This is a genomic window from Leifsonia sp. NPDC056824 (genome assembly GCF_042789575.1).
Lineage (GTDB): Bacteria > Actinomycetota > Actinomycetes > Actinomycetales > Microbacteriaceae > Leifsonia.
This window is the reverse complement of sequence record NZ_JBHUAV010000001.1, coordinates 376,866-397,394: the sequence shown is the minus strand read 5'-3', so window position 1 is coordinate 397,394 and position 20,529 is coordinate 376,866. Positions and strand designations below refer to the sequence as shown.

Sequence of the window (20,529 nt, the reverse complement as noted above, 5' to 3'; positions counted from 1 at the left end):
ACGCGCTACCCGCGCGCGGCCTCCTCGGCCCGCGCCAGCAACAGTGCCCGCTCGCGCTCATTCCCGGTCATCGCCGCCGCCCGCCGGAACTCCTCCTCGGCCTCCGCGGCCCGGCCCAGCTTGAGCAGGAAGTCGGCCCGCACCGAGGGGAGCAGGTGGTACGACTCCAGCGCGCCGTCCAGCACGAGCCGGTCCACCACGTCGAGGCCGGCCTCCGGGCCGTACGCCATCGACAGGGCGACCGCGCGGTTGAGCTCCACGACGGCGGACGGCTGGAGGGAGCCGAGCGCACCGTAGAGCGCGACGATCTCCTCCCAGTCGGTGTCCTCCGGCGCGGGGGCGGTCGCGTGGCAGGCGGCGATCGCGGCCTGCAGCGCGTAGGGGCCACGGCCGCGGGAGCCCACCAGCCGGTCGGCGCGGGCGAGCGCGGCGACCCCGCGGCCGATCAGGATGCGGTCCCAGCGGGTGCGGTCCTGGTCCTGCAGCAGGATCGGCTCGCCGTCGGCGGTGGCGCGTGCGGGGAGGCGGGAGGCCTGGAACTCCATCAGCGCCACCAGACCGTGCACCTCCGGTTCGCCCGGAGTGAGCTCGGCGAGCACGCGGCCGAGGCGGAGGGCCTCCTGGCAGAGGTCGGGGCGCATCCAGTCGTCGCCCGCGGTGGCGGAGTAGCCCTCGTTGAAGATCAGGTAGACGACCTCCAGCACAGAGGCCAGCCGCTCCGGGTACTCGGCGCGGTCGGGGACCTCGAACGGGACGTGCGCGGCGGTCAGCGTCCGCTTGGCGCGCACGATGCGCTGCGCGATGGTCGGCACGGGCACGAGGAAGGCCCGCGCGATCTCCTCGGTGGTGAGCCCGCCGAGCAGTTTGAGCGTGAGGGCGACCCGTGCGGGCGGCGCGAGCACGGGGTGGCACGCGACGAACACCAGGCGCAGCAGGTCGTCCTCGATCTCCTCCTCCACGACGGCGGCCGGGTCGTCGTCGTCCTGCTGCTCCAGGTCGCGGGCGAGAGCGGCGTACCGCTCGTCGAGGCGTTCGCGCCGGCGCCAGCCGTCGATCGCGCGGCGCTTGGCGACAGTGGTCAGCCAGGCGCCGGGATTGCGCGGGATGCCGGCCTCCGGCCACTGCTCGAGCGCGGCGACGAGCGCGTCCTGGGCGAGCTCCTCGGCCAGGCCGACGTCGCCCGTCCAGCGGGCGAGCCCGGCGACGAGCTTCCCGGACTCGATGCGCCAGACCGCCTCCACGGCGTCGGCGGCGGCCCGATCGGCCGTCGTGCGCTCCCGTTCCACCACGGCCGCTCCTCCCGCGCTCACGTCTCCGCCGTCCCGGTCAGGATGCGGCGCACCTCGACTCTGCCACGACCGAGCGGGAGGCGTCGCGCCCATTCGACGGCTTCGGCGCGATCGGAGGTCTGCACGATCCACACGGCGGCCGGGCGCACCGCGGAGACCGGCTGCAGCTCGGCGTCGGTCCGGGGGCCGCCGAAGGTCAGCTCGACGCGCGTGCAGTCGTCGTCCGCGAGGACCTCGCCCACCAGGAGCACCCCTGCGCGGATCAGCTCGACCGTGTACCGCTGGATGGACTCCGCCGGCGCCGGGCCGTCCGTGCTGAGGGTGAGGAGGTAGCGCATCCGTGGTCCTTCCGTCGTGGCGCAGGGCGAGGCACTCGTAGAGACGTCGAGCCGGAGCCCCGGGATTCGACACCGCAGCCGCTCGTCGCTGGGATGTCGGGCCCGCGATGTCCGAGGTGTGCGCTAGAACGGGAGCATGGCGATCCGCTACTGGCTGGGCGTGGTGCACCACGATCATGTGCTCCGCGGCGTCGCCGGCGGCTTCGCGCAGGTCAACCACGGCGCCCGCGCGCCGCTGGAACGGATGGGCGCCTCCGACGGGTTCGTGTTCTACTCGCCGCGCGAGTCGTTCGACGGGGAGCCCCTCAAGCAGTTCACGGCGGTCGGGAGGCTGGCCGACGCCGAGGTGTTCCAGGCGACGCAGGGGGCGCAGATGCGCGGCCCGAACGGCGACTTCCTGCCCTGGCGGCGCCGCGTCGACTGGGACCACGACGCGGTGGCGACCCCGATCCGGCCGCTGCTGCCCTCCCTCGACTTCACGCGCGACAACCGCGACTGGGGCTACCAGCTCCGCGCCGGCCTGATCGAGCTGACCAGGCACGACTTCGAGCTGATCCGCGATCAGCTGCGGCACACCCCCGGCGAGCAGCGGCCCTCCACCGCGCGCCGCGCCGACGGGCCGCGTCACCCGGCGCAACGCGCGACGACCGCCTTTAGCGCCTGACAACACTGACGGCCGGGCTACGCTGAGGCGGTGAGCTCGCAGACCGACCCCTCGACCGTCCCCGCCGCCCACCGCCAGGCCAAGTACCAGGTGCGCTTCGACTGGGCAGCGGATGGCGCTGCCGCCGTCGCGGCGGACGCCGATGTGGTGGTCTGGGTCGACGCGATCGAAGACCGGCCGGTCGCGGAGGCTGTGCTCCCCGGGACGGGCGCGGTCGTCGCCGCCGGCCTCGCCGACGCCGCCGCGGTGGCGGCGTGGGTCCTCGCCGAGCAGGTGCGCCTCGGCCGCCGCGCGATGGTGGCGCTCGTCGCCGCCGGCGGCACCTCGGCCGGCGGAGGCACGCGCTTCGCGGTGGAGGACCTCCTCGCCGCCGGCGCGGTGGTGGACGCCCTCGCGACGCTCGGTATCGACTACAGCTCGCCGGAGGCCGCGGCCGCGTGTGCCGCCTTCACCGGCCTACGCGGGGCCGTCGCACACCTGCTCACGGCGTCGGTCTCCGGACAGGAGCGCATCGCCGCAGGCGCAGACCCCGCGGCGCTCGCCGCCTCCGGCCGGCTCGGCACCGTTTCCGAGGTCCGCGTGCTGCGAGCCGCCTGAGCGCTCGGTATGAACTCCCCGGCATCGGAATGATCGGGCGCAAACGGGTGTTCGGTGCATTCAGGAGGTTTTGCATCCATGAAAGCAATTCTTAACGACACCGTCATCGCCGAGGCCCCGACCGAGGACCTCATCCGCATCGAGGGCAACTGGTACTTCCCGCCGCAGAGCGTCAACTCCGAGCACCTGGTGGAGTCGTCGACTCCCTACACCTGCCCGTGGAAGGGCGACTGCCAGTACTTCTCGGTCAAGCACGGCGACGGCCTGCTCCAGGACCGCGCGTGGAGCTATCCCACGCCGTACCCGAGCTCGTTCGACCGTGTCGGCAAGGACTACAGCAACTACGTGGCGTTCTGGAAGGACGTGCGCGTCGTCGACTGACGCGCGAACACTGACGCGTCCGAACACTGACGCGTCCGAACACGCAGTAACCGGGTCAACGCGGGTTTGCCGACTACGCTTGATGTGAACCGCACGACCTGGGAGCCGACCCTGAGCATCATCCTCGGATACGATCCGTCCACCCTGCGCGAGCGTGTCGACCTGCGTGCTGCCGGAGAGCGGCTGGACGAGCTCGGCAGCCTGCGCAGCTTGAGCGCGCTCAACGAGAAGACCGTGCTGCTCCGGCTGCTCGGCCGGCTGGACGAGGCGTACACCCTCGCCAACGAGGCGGTGCGGCAGGCGCGCTTCACCGGCGACCGCGAGCAGCTCCTCGGCGCGCGCATCCGCCGCGGCCAGGTGCTGCAGTACCAGGGCAAGTTCGACGAGGCGATCGTGGAGCTCACCGGCTGCGTCGACGAGGCGCGCGGTCGCGAGTGGACGGCGCTGGAGGCGTTCGCGGTGCAGAACCGCGGCAAGGTGCACTTCGACATGAAGGAGTTCGAGAGCGCGCTCTCCGACATGACGGCCGCCGTGTTCCTGCGCGAGAAGCTCGGGGCGTCCCCGGCCGAGATCGAGGGCGCGCTCACGGCGGTGGCCGTCGTGCAGCGGTTCCTGGAGGCGCAGCGGGCCGCGGCGGGCTCCGGCGAGGGCGACTCCGGCGGCGGAGACGGCGTCGGCTCTCCGGCGTAGGATTCCTGGCATGAGCCGACCTGGGAGCCGACGCTGATGGCAGAGCTGGATCGCGTGCGCCGCTGGGCCGACGCCCTGATCGCCCTGCATCTCGACCCGGCCACCTGGAGCTTCGATTTCGACAACGCCAAGACCCGCGCCGGGCTGTGCAACTACACCGCCAAGCGCATCACGGTCTCCCGGTACCTGGCGGCCCGCTACGAGGACGACGACATCCACCAGATCCTGCTGCACGAGGTCGCCCACGCGCTCGCGGGCTCCCGCGCCGGGCACGGACCGCGCTGGCGGGCGATCGCGCTCGACCTCGGCTACGAGGGCAAGCGGCTGCACGGCGGTGCGATCGCCGACGACTTGGCGCCCTGGGTGGGGACCTGCCCGCAGGGCCACACGCACTACCGCTATCGCAAGCCGGCCCGCGCGCTCGCGTGCGGGGCGTGCAGCAGGCGGTTCGACTCGGCGAACCTCATCTCCTGGGTGCACAGGGAGGTCTCGACGGCGCAGCGTCGGATGGCCGCGGCGGCCGCGACCGAGGCGCTCGACGCGGACTGACGCTCGGGGCTACGCCGTCTCGACCGCGAGCCGGGCGTCCAGGGCGTCGCGGACGGCGGGCCACTCGTCGCGCAGCACCGAGTAGACCGCGGTGTCGCGCCAGGTGCCGTCCGCCCGCGGTTGGGTGTGCCGCAGCACGCCCTCGAACGTGGCCCCGAGCCGCAGGATCGCGGCCCGCGAGCGCTCGTTGAGCACGTCGGCCTGCAGCTTGACGCGCTCAAACCCGTGGTCGAACGCCGTGCCGAGCAGGAGCCGCTTGGTCTCGGCGTTGACGCGCGTGCCCCAGACCTCCGGCGCGTAGGCGGTCCAGCCGATGTGCGCCGAGCCGTTCGCCAGGTCGAAGTCGCCGAGCGTCGTCGTGCCCACGATGCGGTCGCCGTCGCGCAGGCAGACCGCGATGACGTTGGCGGTGTCCCAGGCCAGGTAGCCGAGGATGAACTCCCGCCACTCCTCGTAGGTGTCCCGGTACGCCGCGACGCCGCCGCCCCAGCCGCCCTCGAACACCGCGGGGTGACCGATGGCGTCGTGGAGGTCGGGCAGATCGTCGTGGGTGAGCGCCCGCAGGCGGACCGTCGCGCCCTCGAGCACGGCACGCGGATCGGGACGGGTCGCAGTCATCCGCCCAGTATCGCATCGCCTCCCGGGAGCCGCCGGGTCCGCGAACGCTCTCGAAACCCACTAAGTTGGTTCGGTGCCTACCGACGTCCTCCTGCCCCGCGAGACCGGGCAGTGGATGGATGACGCGGACGGTCTGCGTTGGTGGTTCGACTCCGGTGCGCTCGCTCTCGACTTCGCCTACACCGGCGGTGCGGACGTCCTGGGCGGCGTCGACGGGACGGCCGACGGGGCCCAGGACGACACCCAGTGGCGCTCGGTGGACGACGCCCGCCAGCTCGGCGATTGGCTGCAGTCGCGCTTCCCGGAGGTGGCCGCGACGACCGGCGACCGCGAGTTCCGCGACGCCGAGATGCTGCGCGCGGCGATCGGCCGGCTCGCTCGCCAGGCCAGCCGCGCGGAGACCCTCGGCCCGGCCGATGTGGATGTCGTGAACCTGTTCGCCGCGACCCCCGACATCCCGCCGGTGCTGGCCGGTGGCGGCCGTCAGGCCGGACGCACCCTCGCCCGCCCGCACCAGGCCCTCGGCTCGGTCGCGCGCGACGCCGTTCGCCTGTTCGGGCCGGACGCCGACGGCCGGATCCGCGAGTGCTCCGCCGACGACTGCGGCCTGGTCTACCTGGACACCTCGCGCAGCGGCAACCGGCGCTGGTGTTCGATGCAGCGCTGCGGCAACCGGGCGAAGGTGCGCGCGCACCGCGCCCGCGCGGCCGGCCGGCGTGCCGGTGTGCGCGCCGGTATCGCAGAATAGGCGGATGGAGCCCAGCGCCGATCCGCCCGCCAGCGTCGACCTCCGCAGTGTCGACCTCCGCAGTGTCGACCTCCGCAGTGTCGATCTCAACTGTGACCTCGGCGAGTCCTTCGGCGCCTGGAGCCTGGGCGACGACGCCGCGATGCTCCGGCTGGTGACGAGCGCCAATGTCGCGTGCGGCTTCCACGCCGGGGACCCGTCCACGATGCTGGCCACCTGCCGGCTGGCCGCCGAGAACGGCGTCGCCGTCGGCGCGCACGTCTCGTACCGCGACCTCGCGGGCTTCGGCCGGCGCAGCATGGACGTCCCGGCCGCCGAGTTACGCGACGAGGTGCTCTACCAGCTCGCCGCGCTCGCCGGGATGGCGCGCGTCGCCGGGACCGTCGTGCGCTACGTCAAGCCGCACGGAGCCCTCTACAACCGGATCGTCCACGACGAGACGCAGGCCGCGGCGGTGGTGGAGGCCCTGGCCGGGTTCGACCCGTCGCTGCCGCTGCTCGGCCTCCGCGGCTCGGCCGTCGAGCGCGCGGCCGGTGCGCGCGGCCTCCGATTCGTCCGCGAGGCGTTCGTCGACCGCGGCTATCGTGCCGACGGCACGCTGGTCCCGCGGACGGAGGCCGGCGCTGTGCTCTCCGACGTGGCCGACATCGCCGCCCGCGCTGTGCGGATCGCGCGGGAGGGCGTGGTGGAGGCCGCCGACGGCGCCCTGGTCGCCGTCGCTGCCGACTCCCTCTGCGTCCACGGCGACACCCCGGGCGCGGTGCGGATGGCGGAGGCTGTGCGCCGCGGCCTGGACGAGGCCGGCATCGCGGTGAGGCCGTTCGTGTGAACGGCCGGGTGATCGGCTACGGCGACAGCGCCCTGCTCGTCGAGTTCGGCTCGATGGACGACGTGCTCGGGATGCTGCCGGCACTCCAGCGCACCCGGCCGGCCGGCGTGCTCGACCTGGTCCCCGCCGCGCGCACCATCGCGATCCTGCTCGACCCGCACGTTCTGAGCCCGGCCTCCGCGAGCGGCTGGGTCGAGCGCACCGTCCCGGAGCCGGCCGAGGCCGCCGGCGAGGAGGTCGTGGAGCTGCCCGTCCGCTACGACGGCGACGACCTCACCGAGGTGGCCGGACTGCTCGGCATCACGCCCGCCGAGGTCGTGGAGCGGCACACCGCCTCCCGGTGGCGGGTCGCGTTCGGCGGCTTCGCGCCGGGCTTCGCGTACCTCGTCACCGATCACGACGGCCTCGTCGTGCCGCGCCGGGCGACCCCGCGCACGGCGGTGCCGGCCGGATCGGTCGGCCTCGCCGGCGAGTTCAGCGGGGTCTACCCGCGGTCGAGCCCGGGCGGCTGGCAGCTCATCGGCCGCACCGAGGCTGTGCTGTGGAACACGGAGGCCGACCCGCCGGCGCTCCTGCGGCCTGGCGTCGTGGTGCGGTTCACGGTGGTGACGGCGTGACCGGCCCACGCCTTCTCGGGCTCCGCATCCTCCGGCCCGGCCCGCTCGCCCTGGTCGAGGACCTCGGCCGGCCCGGTCTCGCGGCGGTCGGCGTGAGCCCGTCCGGCGCGCTCGATCGCGGCGCGCTGGGGCTCGCCAACCGGCTCGTCGGCAACCCTCCCGACGCGGCCGCGATGGAGCTGCTGCTCGGCGGTTTCGCCGCACGGTTCGAATCGGCAGCGTGGTTCGCGGTGACCGGGGCGGCGACCGGCGTCACGCTCGACGGCCACCCGGTCGACCCCGACAGTGCGGTGCACGCGGGCGCCGGCGCCGAGCTCCGGGTCGCGTCGCCGGCCGTGGGCGTCCGCAGCTACCTGGCGGTGCGCGGCGGCATCGCGGTGGAGGCCGTGCTCGGCTCCCGCTCGCGCGACACCCTCTCCGGCCTCGGGCCCGCCCCGCTCGCGGAGGGCGACCTCGTCCCGTTCGGCCCCGAGCCTGTCGACCCGGTGCCCTCGATCGACTTCGTGCCGACCGCCGACCTCGGCGACGGCCCGGTGGAGGTCCGCGCCCACCGCGGACCGCGCGCGGACTGGTTCACGCCCGCCGCCCTCGACGCGTTCTTCACGGTGGAGTGGTGGGCGAGCGCGGACGGCGACCGGGTGGGGGTGCGACTCGACCCGCCGCGCGGCCCTGCGCACGCCCGGGGCGCGGAGCCGGCGCAGCTCCTCGAGCGCGCCGTGCGCGACGAGCTGCCGAGCGAGCCGATGGTCGCCGGCGCGGTCCAGGTGTCGCCCGACGGCCGCCCCACCGTGTTGCTGGCCGACCATCCTGTGACGGGAGGCTACCCGGTGATCGCCGTGGTCGCCGCGCGCTCCCTCGACGCCTTCGCGCAGCTCCGCCCCGGCCAGGCCGTCCACTTCCGCCGCGCCTGACGCCGAGGGGCACGTAAACGCCCCTCAAACGCGCCGGAAAGGGCATCTACGTGCCCTTCGGCGCTCGCCCGAAACGTCGAGGGGCGCCGGGTCACTCGCGGCGGGTGCCGGCCTGGAAGATGCTGCGGGCGGGCGGCGGGCTCGGCACGCTCGTGGCGTCCGTCACGATCGGCGCGCCCGCCGCGAAGGTCCGCAGCTCCTCGCCGGCGACGGCCTTCGCAGGATGCGGCCCGCTCGCCAGCAGGCGCGGCAGCCACTCCAGCGGCAGCGGCGAGTTTGATCCGACCAGCACGACGTTGCCGAACCGGCGCCCCTTCAAGACCTGCGTCTCGGCCAGCGCCGCGACGTTCTCCACGACCGCGCCGAGCGTCGACACCTGGCTGCGCGCGAACGTCAGCGGCGGCCCGTCGGCCACGTTGACGAGCACGATGCCGTCCGGCTTCAGCAGCGACACCGCGGAGCGGTAGAACTCCACGCTCGTCACATGCGCGGGAGTCCGCGCGCCGCTGAAGATGTCGATGACCAGGAGGTCGACCTCCCCGCGCAGGCCGGCCGGCAGCTTGCCGACGACCTCCCGCGCGTCGCCGTGCCGGATGCGGATCTGCGCGTAGCGGGGGAGCGGCAGGTTCTCGCGCACCAGGTCCACGAGCCGGCTCTCCAGCTCCACCACCTGCTGCCGCGACCCCGGCCGGGTGTGGGCGACGTAGCGCGGCAGGGTCAGCGCTCCGGCTCCCAGGTGCACAGCGGTGATCGGCTGCCCCGGCTCGCCGATGAGGTCGATGACGTTGCCCATCCGCTGGATGTACTCGAAGAACAGCCGGCTGGGGTCGTCCAGGTCGACGTGCGACTGCGGCGTCCCGTCCACCACGAGCTGGTACGCGCCGGGCACGAACCGGTCCGGCTCGATCGTGGCGAGGTAGCCGCTCTCGGCGAGGACGACCGAGGGGAGCGGCGGGTTCTGTGGCACGGCGTCCAGCGTAGTCCGCGGCCTCCACCCGATCTCCACCCTCCTCTCCACCCGGTCTCCGCCGCCGGGCGGTCCCGGTCTCGCCGCCCGGACGCGACTCTTGAGGGGTGCCGGACATCCCGGCCGGAAGGACTCTCACTCATGAACGTGCAGACGCTGACCAACGCGATCCTCATCCTGCTGCTGATCGGCTGGGTGGGATTCCGGCAGCTGACCTGGGGTCCGGTGTCCATCGCGAAGATGTGGCGCTTTCCGGCGATCATGTCGCTCGTCGGCGTCGTGCTCATCGTGCAGCAGGTGAAGCCGACGTCGCTCACCCCGCTCGATCTGGCCGTGGTGGCCGGCGAGCTCGTGCTGTCGCTGGCCGTCGGCGCGTGGATGGGCGCGATCGCGCACTTCCGTCCCCTGGAGTCGCCCATCCGACTCGGCGACGACGCCCGTTACGTCGCGTCGTACGAGTCGCGCACCGGCGTGCTCGGGATCGTGCTCTGGGTGCTGATCATCGCCGTCCGCGTCGGCGTGGACGTGCTCGCCTCGATGGCCGGCTCGCACCTGGCGACCGCGACCGGCGTCATCTTCCTGGTATTCGCCGCCAACCGCGCCGCCCGGACCGCCGTCTTCTCGGCGCGTCTCGATCGGCACGCCGCGCTCGCCGCATGATGGTCTCGTGGACTTCTGGAGCAGACCGGGCCTGCTGGCGCTCGTACTGAACATCCTCGGTGCGGGCGCCGTGGGCTGGTCGCTGCTGCGCACCCACGCCGCGGACCGCCCGGCGTGGGTGCTCGCGCTCGCGCTGTTCGCGGTGGCGTCGTGGCTGGCCCGGTCGGTCCTCACCTTCGTCGGCTGGCGGCGCGCGGCGCTCGTGATGTGCCTGCTCTCGGCGGTGACCGGAGCGTTCGTCGCGCCGGCCACCGACGGGATCGCGATCGTGCCGGCGGCCGTGGCGGTGGTCTACCTGGTCGGCGACCCGACGTGGCCGCTGCCGCTCGGCGGGGCGGTCGCCGCGGTCTCGGCGGCGCTGGTCGCGGTGGGCGCCCTCCCGTTCGGCTCGCCCGTGGCGGCGGTGCTCGGGGAGATGGCCGGGATCGTGCTGGCCGGCTTCGCGGGACTCAGTCGCCGGCAGTTCCGCCTCACCGAGCAGCAGGGCGCGCTGCTTCGGGAGCGCGACCTCGCCATGCGCGAGGAGGCCGCCCGGGTGGCGATCGCCCGCGACCTCCACGACGTCCTCGCGCACAGCCTCGGCGGCCTGGTCATCCAGCTCGACGCGGTGGACGCGCTGCTGGAGGCCGGGGACGCCGCGTCGGCCAGGGAGCGCGTCGTGGCGGCACGCGGGCTGGCGGCGGACGGCCTCGCCGAGGCGCGCCGAGCCGTCGCAGCGCTGCGCGACCCGGACGGGGCGGCGACGACGGAAGTGACCGCCGCCGACTTCCGCGCGACGCTCGACGACCTGGTCGCCGCGCACCGCACGCTCGGCGGCGTCGCAGCGCTGCACGAGTCGGGCTCGCCGCGGCCGCTCGACTCCGCCCAGGCGACCGCGCTGCAGCGCGCCCTCCAGGAGGCCCTGAGCAACGCGCGCAAGCACGCGCCGGGCGCGCCGGTCGACGCCGCGCTCGACTGGCAGGATGAACGGGTGCTGCTCACCGTCTCCTCGCCGCTGGTCCCGCCGGTCGTCGCGTCGCACGGCGCCGCGCTCGCGACCTCGGGCGGCGGGCACGGCCTTGAGGGGATGCGCGAACGCTTCTCCGCCCTTCCGCTCGGCGGCTCCGTCGCCGCGACCGCGGACGGCGGCCGGTTCACCGTCACGGCCGAGGCCAGGCTGGCATGAGCGGCGCGGCTGGCATGAGCGGCGCGGCTGGCACGGGCGGCGAGACGACACCGGACCGCATCCGCGTCGTCGTCGCCGACGACCAGGCGATCATCCGCGACGGCCTGGTCACCGTCCTCGGCCTGCTGCCCGACATGGAGGTCGTCGGCTCCGCGGCCGACGGCGCCGAGGCGGTGGCGCTCGCCGTGGCCGAGCGTCCCGACGTGGTGCTGATGGACCTCCGGATGCCGGTGCTCGACGGCGTCGGCGCCACCGAGCGGATCATGCGCGAGGCGCCGGGCTCCGCGGTGCTCGTGCTGACGACCTTCGCCGACGACGACTCGATCCTGGCCGCGCTGCGCGCCGGCGCCCGCGGCTACCTCACCAAGGACGCCGGCCGCGCCGAGCTGGCCTCCGCCGTCCGGGCCGTCGCGCGCGGACAGGCGACCTTCGCCCCGGAGGTCGGCGCCCGCATCATCGGCTCGCTCACCTCCGTACCGCGCGCCAGGCCGGCCGACCCCGCCGGCGCGCTCGTGGAGCGGTTCCCCGCGCTCACCCGCCGGGAGGCCGAGGTGCTCGGCCTGGTCGCCGACGGCCTCAGCAACGGCGAGATCGCCTCCGTCCTCTTCGTCGGCGGCTCCACAGTGAAGACCCACATCAACGCGATCTTCGCCAAGCTCGGCGTCTCCTCGCGCGCCCAGGCCATCGCGCTCGTCCGCAGCTGACGGACACCCGGCCGCACGCGGTCGCGGGTTCGGTCGCGCTGGGGGAGGATGGGCGCATGACTGATCGGGTATTGGTGACGGGCGGCTCGGGTTTCGTGGGGGCGCACTGCGTGCTCGCGCTGCTGGAGGCCGGATACTCGGTGCGGACGACCATCCGCTCGCCGCAGCGCGCCGCCGATGTGCGGTCCCAGCTCGCCGCAGGCGGCATCCCGGATGCGGGGGACCGGCTGGAGTTCGCGGTCGCCGACCTGCTCGACGACGCCGGCTGGGCCGAGGCCGTCGCGGGCTGCCGGTTCGTGCTGCATGTGGCCTCGCCGTTCCCGATGACCGAGCCGAAGGACCCGGACGAGCTGGTGCGGCCGGCGAGGGAGGGCGCACTGCGCGTCCTGCGTGCGGCCCGCGACGCCGGGGTGGAGCGCGTCGTGCTCACCTCGTCCTACGCCGCGATCGGCTACGGCCACGCCCCGACCCGGCAGCCCTTCACCGAGGTGGACTGGACCGAACTGGACAGCGGCCGCCCGATCAGCTCGTACGTCCGCTCCAAGACGCTCGCCGAGCACGCCGCCTGGGACTTCATGGCCAAGGAGGGCGGCGACATGCAGCTCGCCACCGTCAACCCGGTCGGCATCCTCGGCCCGGTGCTCGGCCCGGACTACTCGAGCTCGGTCGCCCTGGTGAAGACCGTGCGGGAGGGCCGCCTCCCGCGCCTGCCCGACGTGTACTTCGGCGTCGTGGACGTGCGCGACGTCGCCGGCCTGCACCTGCTCGCCATGACCAAGCCGGAGGCCGCCGGCGAGCGCTTCCTCGCCACGGCGGGCGACGCGCTGAGCGCGCCGGAGCTCGCCCTCATCATCCGCGGCCACCTCGGCTCGCCAGCGGGCGACAGGGTCCGCACCGGGCTGATGCCGTCGTGGATACTGAAGGCCCTCGCGCCGTTCAGCCGCCAGGTGCGCGGCTCGCTGCCCGACATCGGCGTCTACCGGAACGGCTCGTCCGCCAAGGCCCGCACGGTGCTCGGCTGGCGGCCGCGCTCCCGCGAGGAGGCCGTCATCGCGACCGTCGACTCGCTGCCGCCGCGCCTGCAGTGACGCGGGAATACCCGGCCGTCCGCGAGGTTATACACCGTGACTGCGCCTCCGGTCAAGAAAAGACTGGACACGGCGCGTCAGTTTGACATATAGTGGTTCTTTGCGCTCCCACGCACACCCTTGCCTTCATATTGCGGTCGGCTCTGACTTCACTCGCGCGCGTCTGGGCCCGGTTCACCGGGTCAGATACGGCGGCACGAGACGTGCCTGGGAGTCCTCGTCCCTCACAACACCACATCTCGACCGACAGTAACTGGCCCGACGGGGCCCACGGAGGTTATTTCCTTGGCTGCTGCGCGCAACGCAACCAACACTGACAAGACACCCAAGAACGGACGAGCCGCATCTCGTCTTTCGTTCGCCAAGATCACGGACACCCTCACGGTTCCCGATCTGCTCGCATTGCAGACGGAGAGCTTCGACTGGCTGGTCGGAAACGACGCGTGGAAGGAACGCGTCGTCGAGGCCGAGGCCCAGGGTCGCCAGGATCTGCCCGCCAACACGGGCCTCGAGGAGATCTTCGAAGAGATCTCTCCCATCGAGGACCTCGGCGAGACCATGCAGCTCTCCTTCACCAACCCGTTCCTCGAGGAGAAGAAGTACTCGATCGACGAGTGCAAGGAGAAGGGCAAGACCTATTCGGCCCCGCTCTACGTCGAGGCCGAGTTCATGAACCACCTCACCGGTGAGATCAAGACCCAGACGGTCTTCATGGGCGACTTCCCGCTCATGACCGAAAAGGGCACCTTCATCATCAACGGCACCGAGCGTGTCGTCGTCTCCCAGCTCGTCCGCTCGCCGGGCGTCTACTTCGAGGCCGCCGCCGACAAGACCTCCGACAAGGACATCTACTCGGCGCGCATCATCCCGAGCCGCGGTGCGTGGCTCGAGTTCGAGATCGACAAGCGCGACCAGGTCGGTGTCCGCATCGACCGCAAGCGCAAGCAGTCGGTCACCGTGTTCCTGAAGGCCCTCGGGCTCACCAGCGAGGAGATCCTCGCCGAGTTCGCCGGCTTCCAGTCGATCGAGCTGACCCTCGAGAAGGACGCCATCCTCACCAAGGAGGAGGCGCTGAAGGACATCTACCGCAAGCTGCGTCCGGGCGAGCAGGTCGCCGCCGAGGCCGCGCGTGCGCTGCTGGACAACTTCTACTTCAACCCGAAGCGCTACGACCTCGCCAAGGTCGGCCGTTACAAGATCAACCGCAAGCTCGGCCTCGAGGCCCCGCTGTCGGACTCGGTGCTGACCGTCCAGGACATCATCGCCACGATCAAGTACCTGGTCTCCCTGCACGACGGCCAGACCACGTTCAAGGGCCTGCGCAGCGGCGTCGAGACCAACATCCGTCTCGACACCGACGACATCGACCACTTCGGCAACCGTCGCATCCGCGCCGTCGGCGAGCTCATCCAGAACCAGGTCCGCACCGGTCTCTCGCGCATGGAGCGCGTCGTCCGCGAGCGCATGACCACGCAGGACATCGAGGCGATCACCCCGCAGACCCTGATCAACGTGCGACCCGTCGTCGCCGCGATCAAGGAGTTCTTCGGCACCTCGCAGCTCTCGCAGTTCATGGACCAGAACAACCCGCTCGCGGGCCTGACCCACAAGCGCCGCCTGTCGGCGCTGGGCCCCGGTGGTCTGAGCCGTGAGCGCGCGGGCGTCGAGGTCCGTGACGTCCACCCGTCGCACTACGGCCGCATGTGCCCGATCGAGACGCCGGAAGGCCCGAACATCGGTCTGATCGGCTCGCTCGCGTCGTTCGCGCGGATCAACTCCTTCGGCTTCATCGAGACGCCGTACCGCAAGGTCGTCGAGGGCCGGGTCACCGACCAGATCGACTACCTGACCGCCTCCGAGGAGGACGACTTCGTCGTCGCGCAGGCCAACGCCCCGCTCGACCCGAGCGGCCACTTCACCGAGGAGCGCGTGCTCGCCCGTCAGAAGGGCGGCGAGGTCGACCTGATCCCCGCCGGCGAGATCGGCTACATGGACGTCTCCCCGCGCCAGATGGTGTCGGTCGGTACGTCGCTGATCCCGTTCCTCGAGCACGACGACGCCAACCGAGCCCTCATGGGTGCGAACATGCAGCGCCAGGCGGTGCCGCTGCTCCGCTCGGAGAGCCCGGTCGTCGGAACCGGTATGGAGGGCTACGCGGCGATCGACGCCGGTGACGTGGTCACCGCCGACAAGTCCGGTGTGGTCACCGAGGTCTCGGCAGACGCCGTGACCGTCCAGGCCGACGACGGCACGATCAAGTCCTACTACCTGCGCAAGTTCGACCGCTCCAACCAGGGCACGTCGTATAACCACCGCGTGGTCGTGGACGAGGGCGACCGCATCGAGGCCGGGGAGGTCGTCGCTGACGGCCCCGCGACCGAGAACGGCGAGCTCGCGCTCGGCAAGAACCTGCTCGTGGCGTTCATGCCGTGGGAGGGCCACAACTTCGAGGACGCGATCATCCTCAGCCAGAACCTGGTGAAGGACGACACCCTCTCCTCGATCCACATCGAGGAGTACGAGGTCGACGCCCGCGACACCAAGCTCGGCAAGGAGGAGATCACCCGCGACCTCCCGAACGTCAGCCCGGACCTCCTGGCCGACCTCGACGAGCGCGGCATCATCCGCATCGGCGCCGAGGTGCGCCCCGGCGACATCCTCGTCGGCAAGGTCACGCCGAAGGGCGAGACCGAGCTGTCGGCCGAGGAGCGCCTGCTCCGCGCGATCTTCAACGAGAAGAGCCGCGAGGTGCGCGACACCTCGCTCAAGGTTCCCCACGGTGAAGAGGGCACGATCATCGGTGTCAAGGTCTTCGACTCGCAGGACGGCGACGACGAGCTCGGCTCCGGCGTCAACCAGCGTGTGGTGGTCTACATCGCCCAGAAGCGCAAGATCACCGCGGGCGACAAGCTCGCCGGCCGTCACGGCAACAAGGGCGTCATCTCCAAGATCCTTCCGGTCGAGGACATGCCGTTCCTCGCGGACGGAACGCCGGTCGATGTCATCCTCAACCCGCTGGGTGTCCCCGGTCGAATGAACTTCGGCCAGGTCCTGGAGATCCACCTCGGCTGGATCGCCAAGAACGGCTGGGAGATCAAGGGCAAGCCCAAGTGGGCTGCCGAGCTCCCGGAGGCCGCGTTCAGCGCCGCCCCCAACACCAAGGTCGCGACCCCGGTGTTCGACGGTGCGAAGGAGGAGGAGATCGCCGGCCTGCTCGACGCCACCCTCCCGACCCGCGACGGCGACCGCCTGATCGGATCGTCCGGCAAGACGCAGCTCTTCGACGGCCGCTCCGGCGAGCCCTACCCGGACCCGGTGTCGGTCGGCTACATGTACATCCTGAAGCTGCACCACCTGGTCGACGACAAGATCCACGCGCGTTCGACCGGCCCGTACTCGATGATCACCCAGCAGCCGCTCGGTGGTAAGGCGCAGTTCGGTGGCCAGCGCTTCGGTGAGATGGAGGTCTGGGCCCTCGAGGCCTATGGAGCCGCGTACGCGCTCCAGGAGCTCCTGACCATCAAGTCGGATGACATCCTCGGTCGCGTCAAGGTCTACGAGGCCATCGTCAAGGGTGAGAACATCCAGGAGCCGGGCATCCCGGAGTCCTTCAAGGTCCTCATCAAGGAGATGCAGTCCCTCTGCCTGAACGTGGAGGTCCTCTCGGCCGACGGCCAGACCGTCAGTCTGCGCGACGCGGACGACGAGGCCTTCCGCGCTGCGGAAGAGCTCGGCATCAACATCTCCTCCCGGTTCGAGTCGTCGTCCATCGACGAGATCTGACCCGGTAGCCAGACCCAACTGACGAATCTTCTATAGGAGAGAGTGAAACATTGCTCGAATCGACAACTTTCGATGAGCTGCGTATCGGCCTGGCCACCGCCGACGACATCCGTCGCTGGAGCTACGGCGAGGTCAAGAAGCCCGAGACGATCAACTACCGCACGCTGAAGCCCGAGAAGGACGGCCTGTTCGGAGAGCAGATCTTCGGCCCGTCCCGCGACTGGGAGTGCTCGTGCGGCAAGTACAAGCGCGTCCGGTTCAAGGGCATCGTGTGCGAGCGCTGCGGTGTGGAGGTCACCAAGTCCTCCGTCCGCCGTGAGCGCATGGGCCACATCGAGCTGGCCGCGCCGGTCACGCACATCTGGTACTTCAAGGGTGTGCCCAGCCGTCTCGGCTACCTGCTCGACATGGCGCCGAAGGACCTCGAGAAGGTCATCTACTTCGCTGCCTACATGGTGATCCAGGTGGATGAGGACGGCCGTCACGCCGACCTCCCCGGCCTGGAGAACGAGCTGCGCCTGGAGATCAAGACGCTGGCCGACCAGCGCGACGCCCGCGTCGCCGAGCGTCTGCAGCGCCTGGAGACCGATCTCGCCGCCCTCGAGGAGGAAGGTGCCAAGGCCGACCAGAAGCGTCGCGTCAAGGACACCTCCGAGAAGGAGATGGGCCAGATCCGCAAGTCCTACGACGAGGACATCGCCCGCCTCGAGCGCGTGTGGGAGTCGTTCCGCACCCTCAAGGTCGGCGACCTCAAGCCGGAGGACGCGGACTTCAACGAGCTCGTCGACCGGTACGGCCTCTACTTCGAGGCGTTCATGGGCGCCGAGGCGATCAAGCGCCGCCTGCTGGCCTTCGACCTGGCCGCCGAGGCCGAGCTGCTCCGCGAGCAGATCGCCAACGGCAAGGGTCAGAAGAAGATCCGCGCGATCAAGCGCCTGCGCGTGGTGTCGTCGTTCCTGGCCACCGGCAACTCGCCGGCCGCGATGGTCCTCGACGTCGTCCCGGTCATCCCGCCGGAGCTGCGCCCGATGGTCCAGCTCGACGGTGGCCGCTTCGCGACCTCCGACCTGAACGACCTGTACCGCCGCGTCATCAACCGCAACAACCGTCTCCGCCGCCTGCTCGACCTCGGTGCTCCCGAGATCATCGTGAACAACGAGAAGCGCATGCTCCAGGAGGCCGTCGACGCGCTGTTCGACAACGGCCGCCGCGGCCGCCCGGTCACGGGCACCGGCAACCGCGCGCTCAAGTCCCTCAGCGACATGCTGAAGGGCAAGCAGGGCCGGTTCCGCCAGAACCTGCTCGGCAAGCGCGTGGACTACTCGGGCCGTTCGGTCATCATCGTGGGTCCGCAGCTCAAGCTGCACCAGTGCGGTCTGCCCAAGCAGATGGCGCTGGAGCTGTTCAAGCCGTTCGTCATCAAGCGCCTGATCGACCTGAGCCACGCTCAGAACATCAAGGCCGCCAAGCGCATGGTGGAGCGTTCGCGCCCGCAGGTCTGGGACGTCCTCGAGGAGATCATCCGCGAGCGCCCCGTCCTCCTGAACCGCGCTCCCACCCTGCACCGTCTCGGCATCCAGGCGTTCGAGCCTCAGCTCGTCGAGGGCAAGGCCATCCAGCTGCACCCGCTCGTCTGCGCCGCGTTCAACGCGGACTTCGACGGCGACCAGATGGCTGTGCACCTGCCCCTGTCGGTGGAGGCCCAGGCCGAGGCCCGCATCCTGATGCTCGCCTCGAACAACATCCTGAAGCCGTCCGACGGCCGCCCGGTCACCCTGCCCTCGCAGGACATGATCATCGGTCTGCACCACCTCACCACCGTCCGCGAGGGCGCTGTGGGCGAGGGTCGCGCGTTCTCCTCGGTCTCCGAGGCGATCCTCGCGAAGGACCAGGGCTCGCTGCACCTCAACGCCAAGGTGAAGATCCGCCTGAACGACTACGTGCCGTCCGACGCAGCCGACACCGGTGCGACGCCCGTCACCGCGATCGTGGAGACCACCCTCGGCCGCGCCCTCTTCAACGAGGCGCTGCCGGCGGACTACCCGTACGTGGAGGAGGTCGCCGACAAGGGCCAGATCTCGTCGATCGTCAACGCCCTGGCGGAGCGCTACCCCAAGGTGGAGGTCGCCGCGGCGCTCGACCGGATCAAGGACGCCGGCTTCTACTGGGGCACCCGCTCGGGCGTCACGGTGTCGCTGAGCGACATCCTGACCCCGCCGAACAAGGCGCAGATCGTGGCCGGCTACGAGAAGAAGGCCGCGAAGATCACGGCGGAGTTCGAGAAGGGTCTCACGACCGACCTCGAGCGTCGCCAGGAGCTGGTGAAGATCTGGACCGAGGCGACCAACGAGGTGGCCGAGGCCATGCGCGCCAACTTCCCGGTCGACAACACCATCAACCGCATGGTCACCTCCGGTGCCCGTGGTAACTGGCTGCAGGTGCGCAACATCGCCGGTATGCGTGGTCTGGTGAACAACCCGAAGGGTGAGATCATCCCGCGCCCGATCATCTCCTCGTACCGCGAGGGTCTGTCGGTGGCGGAGTACTTCATCGCGACGCACGGTGCCCGTAAGGGTCTGGCCGACACGGCCCTCCGTACGGCGGACTCGGGCTACCTGACCCGTCGTCTGGTGGACGTCTCGCAGGATGTCATCATCCGCGAGGACGACTGCGGCACGACCAAGGGCCTCGACCTCCCGATCGCCACCGCCGACGCCGAGGGCGTGCTCACGCGCGACCCGAACGTCGAGAACTCGGTGTTCGCCCGCACGCTCGCGGCCGACGCCGTGGGCTCGAACGGCGACGTCGTGGCGAAGGCCGGCGAGGACGTGGGCGATGTGCTCATCGACAAGCTGGTGGCCGCCGGCGTGACCGACATCAAGGTCCGCTCGGTGCTCACCTGCGAGTCGGCGGTCGGCGTCTGCGCCGCCTGCTACGGCCGTTCGCTCGCGACCGGCAAGCTGGTGGACATCGGCGAGGCGGTCGGCATCATCGCCGCCCAGTCGATCGGTGAGCCCGGAACGCAGCTCACGATGCGTACCTTCCACACCGGTGGTTCGGCCTCCGCGGACGACATCACCCAGGGTCTGCCGCGCGTGCAGGAGCTGTTCGAGGCGCGTACCCCCAAGGGTGCGTCCCCGATCGCCGAGGCCGCCGGCCGCATCGTCATCGAGGAGACGGACAAGTCCCGCAAGGTCATCCTGACCCCGGACAACGGCGACGAGCCGCACGTCTACCCGGTGCTGAAGCGCTCGACCCTCCTGGTGGAGGACGGCCAGCGCGTCGAGCTCGGCCAGCAGCTGATCGTCGGCACCGTCGACCCGAAGGAAGTCCTCCGGGTCAAGGGCGTCCGCGAGGTGCAGAAGCACCTGGTGGGCGGCGTCCAGGGCGTCTACCGCTCGCAGGGCGTGCCGATCCACGACAAGCACATCGAGGTCATCGTCCGTCAGATGCTCCGCAAGGTCACCGTCGTCGACCACGGCGACACCGACCTGCTCCCGGGTGAGCTCGTCGACCGGTCGAAGTACAACGAGATCAACCGCGCTGCGCTGACCGAGGGCAAGAAGACGGCGTCCGCCCGTCAGGAGGTCATGGGTATCACCAAGGCCTCGCTGGCGACCGAGTCGTGGCTGTCGGCCGCGTCCTTCCAGGAGACCACCCGCGTCCTGACGCAGGCGGCCATGGAGGGCAAGTCCGACCCGCTGATCGGTCTCAAGGAGAACGTCATCATCGGTAAGCTCATCCCGGCCGGCACGGGCCTGTCCCGCTACCGGAACGTCTCGGTGGAGGCGACGGAGGAGGCCAAGGCGGAGCGGTACCCCAACCGCATCTTCGCCGACGACTCCGCGTTCAGCGAGAACGACCTGAGCTTCGTCGACTTCGACAGCTTCAGCTCGGACGACTACACCCCGGGCACCTACAACTGAGCGTG

At 71.3% G+C, this 20,529-nt stretch carries 19 protein-coding genes; 15 read left to right on the top strand and 4 right to left on the bottom strand.

Going from position 1 to position 20,529, the window contains the following annotated elements; genetic code table 11:
- Positions 1 to 5 precede the first annotated feature (5 nt).
- Positions 6 to 1,289, bottom strand: coding sequence for an RNA polymerase sigma factor (locus tag ACFRFH_RS02065; protein ID WP_382461346.1), 1,284 nt, complete (start codon positions 1,287 to 1,289; stop codon positions 6 to 8).
- 17 nt (positions 1,290 to 1,306) lie between these two features.
- Positions 1,307 to 1,627 (bottom strand): hypothetical protein, encoded by a 321-nt coding sequence (locus ACFRFH_RS02060; RefSeq protein ID WP_382461345.1) that lies wholly within the window; start codon positions 1,625 to 1,627, stop codon positions 1,307 to 1,309.
- 136 nt (positions 1,628 to 1,763) lie between these two features.
- On the opposite strand from ACFRFH_RS02060, the gene ACFRFH_RS02055 reads away from it, so the two are divergent.
- From ACFRFH_RS02055 to ACFRFH_RS02035, 5 genes are all read left to right on the top strand, one after another.
- Positions 1,764 to 2,291 carry an EVE domain-containing protein gene (locus ACFRFH_RS02055; protein ID WP_382461344.1) on the top strand — a complete coding sequence of 176 codons (528 nt, stop codon included), beginning with the start codon at positions 1,764 to 1,766 and terminating at the stop codon, positions 2,289 to 2,291.
- A 30-nt stretch (positions 2,292 to 2,321) separates the two neighbouring features.
- A complete protein-coding gene (locus tag ACFRFH_RS02050) occupies positions 2,322 to 2,888 on the top strand; it encodes a hypothetical protein (protein WP_382461343.1) in 567 nt (188 codons plus the stop codon).
- A gap of 78 nt (positions 2,889 to 2,966) precedes the next feature.
- Positions 2,967 to 3,269, top strand: a complete 303-nt coding sequence (locus ACFRFH_RS02045) for a DUF427 domain-containing protein (RefSeq protein WP_382461342.1) — start codon at positions 2,967 to 2,969, stop codon at positions 3,267 to 3,269.
- Positions 3,270 to 3,353: 84 nt separating this feature from the next.
- Positions 3,354 to 3,959 carry a hypothetical protein gene (locus tag ACFRFH_RS02040; RefSeq protein ID WP_382461341.1) on the top strand — a complete coding sequence of 202 codons (606 nt, stop codon included), beginning with the start codon at positions 3,354 to 3,356 and terminating at the stop codon, positions 3,957 to 3,959.
- A 36-nt stretch (positions 3,960 to 3,995) separates the two neighbouring features.
- Complete coding sequence (locus ACFRFH_RS02035) at positions 3,996 to 4,508, top strand: SprT-like domain-containing protein (RefSeq protein WP_382461340.1); 513 nt, start codon at positions 3,996 to 3,998, stop codon at positions 4,506 to 4,508.
- A 9-nt stretch (positions 4,509 to 4,517) separates the two neighbouring features.
- On the opposite strand, the gene ACFRFH_RS02030 is transcribed toward ACFRFH_RS02035, so the two are convergent.
- A complete protein-coding gene (locus ACFRFH_RS02030) occupies positions 4,518 to 5,126 on the bottom strand; it encodes a GNAT family N-acetyltransferase (protein ID WP_382461339.1) in 609 nt (202 codons plus the stop codon).
- 73 nt (positions 5,127 to 5,199) lie between these two features.
- Between ACFRFH_RS02030 and ACFRFH_RS02025 the strand changes: the two genes are divergently transcribed.
- The 4 genes from ACFRFH_RS02025 to ACFRFH_RS02010 are packed head-to-tail and all read left to right on the top strand — an operon-like array spanning position 5,200 to position 8,231.
- A complete protein-coding gene (locus ACFRFH_RS02025; protein ID WP_382461338.1) occupies positions 5,200 to 5,874 on the top strand; it encodes a CGNR zinc finger domain-containing protein in 675 nt (224 codons plus the stop codon).
- A 4-nt stretch (positions 5,875 to 5,878) separates the two neighbouring features.
- Entirely contained in the window at positions 5,879 to 6,703 is an 825-nt protein-coding gene (locus tag ACFRFH_RS02020) for a LamB/YcsF family protein (protein ID WP_382461337.1), read from the top strand.
- Positions 6,700 to 7,320 (top strand): allophanate hydrolase subunit 1, encoded by a 621-nt coding sequence (locus ACFRFH_RS02015; protein WP_382461336.1) that lies wholly within the window; start codon positions 6,700 to 6,702, stop codon positions 7,318 to 7,320. Before ACFRFH_RS02020 ends, ACFRFH_RS02015 begins: the two co-directional genes overlap by 4 nt.
- A complete protein-coding gene (locus tag ACFRFH_RS02010) occupies positions 7,317 to 8,231 on the top strand; it encodes a biotin-dependent carboxyltransferase family protein (RefSeq protein ID WP_382461335.1) in 915 nt (304 codons plus the stop codon). Before ACFRFH_RS02015 ends, ACFRFH_RS02010 begins: the two co-directional genes overlap by 4 nt.
- Before the next feature lie 91 nt (positions 8,232 to 8,322).
- Here the strand turns inward: ACFRFH_RS02010 and ACFRFH_RS02005 are convergent, their stop codons facing one another.
- Positions 8,323 to 9,198, bottom strand: coding sequence for a spermidine synthase (locus ACFRFH_RS02005; protein ID WP_382461334.1), 876 nt, complete (start codon positions 9,196 to 9,198; stop codon positions 8,323 to 8,325).
- Between the two features lie 141 nt (positions 9,199 to 9,339).
- Here ACFRFH_RS02005 and ACFRFH_RS02000 point away from each other — a divergent pair, with 141 nt between their 5' ends.
- From ACFRFH_RS02000 to ACFRFH_RS01975, 6 genes are all read left to right on the top strand, one after another.
- Positions 9,340 to 9,858 (top strand): hypothetical protein, encoded by a 519-nt coding sequence (locus ACFRFH_RS02000; RefSeq protein WP_382461333.1) that lies wholly within the window; start codon positions 9,340 to 9,342, stop codon positions 9,856 to 9,858.
- A 7-nt stretch (positions 9,859 to 9,865) separates the two neighbouring features.
- Positions 9,866 to 11,023 (top strand): sensor histidine kinase, encoded by a 1,158-nt coding sequence (locus ACFRFH_RS01995; RefSeq protein ID WP_382461332.1) that lies wholly within the window; start codon positions 9,866 to 9,868, stop codon positions 11,021 to 11,023.
- Positions 11,020 to 11,727, top strand: a complete 708-nt coding sequence (locus ACFRFH_RS01990; RefSeq protein WP_382461331.1) for a response regulator — start codon at positions 11,020 to 11,022, stop codon at positions 11,725 to 11,727. Before ACFRFH_RS01995 ends, ACFRFH_RS01990 begins: the two co-directional genes overlap by 4 nt.
- A 56-nt stretch (positions 11,728 to 11,783) precedes the next feature.
- Entirely contained in the window at positions 11,784 to 12,815 is a 1,032-nt protein-coding gene (locus ACFRFH_RS01985) for an SDR family oxidoreductase (protein WP_382461330.1), read from the top strand.
- A 285-nt stretch (positions 12,816 to 13,100) separates the two neighbouring features.
- Complete coding sequence (gene rpoB, locus ACFRFH_RS01980; protein WP_382461329.1) at positions 13,101 to 16,598, top strand: DNA-directed RNA polymerase subunit beta; 3,498 nt, start codon at positions 13,101 to 13,103, stop codon at positions 16,596 to 16,598.
- Positions 16,599 to 16,648: 50 nt separating this feature from the next.
- Positions 16,649 to 20,524 carry a DNA-directed RNA polymerase subunit beta' gene (locus ACFRFH_RS01975; RefSeq protein WP_382461328.1) on the top strand — a complete coding sequence of 1,292 codons (3,876 nt, stop codon included), beginning with the start codon at positions 16,649 to 16,651 and terminating at the stop codon, positions 20,522 to 20,524.
- Positions 20,525 to 20,529 lie beyond the last annotated feature (5 nt).

Excerpts from the sequence above, each read along its gene's own strand:
- ACFRFH_RS02060 (WP_382461345.1), bottom strand. The coding sequence starts at position 1,627 with ATGCGCTACCTCCTCACCCTCAGCACGGACGGCCCGGCGCCGGCGGAG.
- ACFRFH_RS02055 (WP_382461344.1), top strand. The coding sequence starts at position 1,764 with ATGGCGATCCGCTACTGGCTGGGCGTGGTGCACCACGATCATGTGCTC.
- ACFRFH_RS02045 (WP_382461342.1), top strand. The coding sequence starts at position 2,967 with ATGAAAGCAATTCTTAACGACACCGTCATCGCCGAGGCCCCGACCGAG.
- ACFRFH_RS02035 (WP_382461340.1), top strand. The coding sequence starts at position 3,996 with ATGGCAGAGCTGGATCGCGTGCGCCGCTGGGCCGACGCCCTGATCGCC.
- ACFRFH_RS02030 (WP_382461339.1), bottom strand. The coding sequence starts at position 5,126 with ATGACTGCGACCCGTCCCGATCCGCGTGCCGTGCTCGAGGGCGCGACG.
- ACFRFH_RS02020 (WP_382461337.1), top strand. The coding sequence starts at position 5,879 with ATGGAGCCCAGCGCCGATCCGCCCGCCAGCGTCGACCTCCGCAGTGTC.
- ACFRFH_RS02000 (WP_382461333.1), top strand. The coding sequence starts at position 9,340 with ATGAACGTGCAGACGCTGACCAACGCGATCCTCATCCTGCTGCTGATC.
- ACFRFH_RS01990 (WP_382461331.1), top strand. The coding sequence starts at position 11,020 with ATGAGCGGCGCGGCTGGCATGAGCGGCGCGGCTGGCACGGGCGGCGAG.
- ACFRFH_RS01985 (WP_382461330.1), top strand. The coding sequence starts at position 11,784 with ATGACTGATCGGGTATTGGTGACGGGCGGCTCGGGTTTCGTGGGGGCG.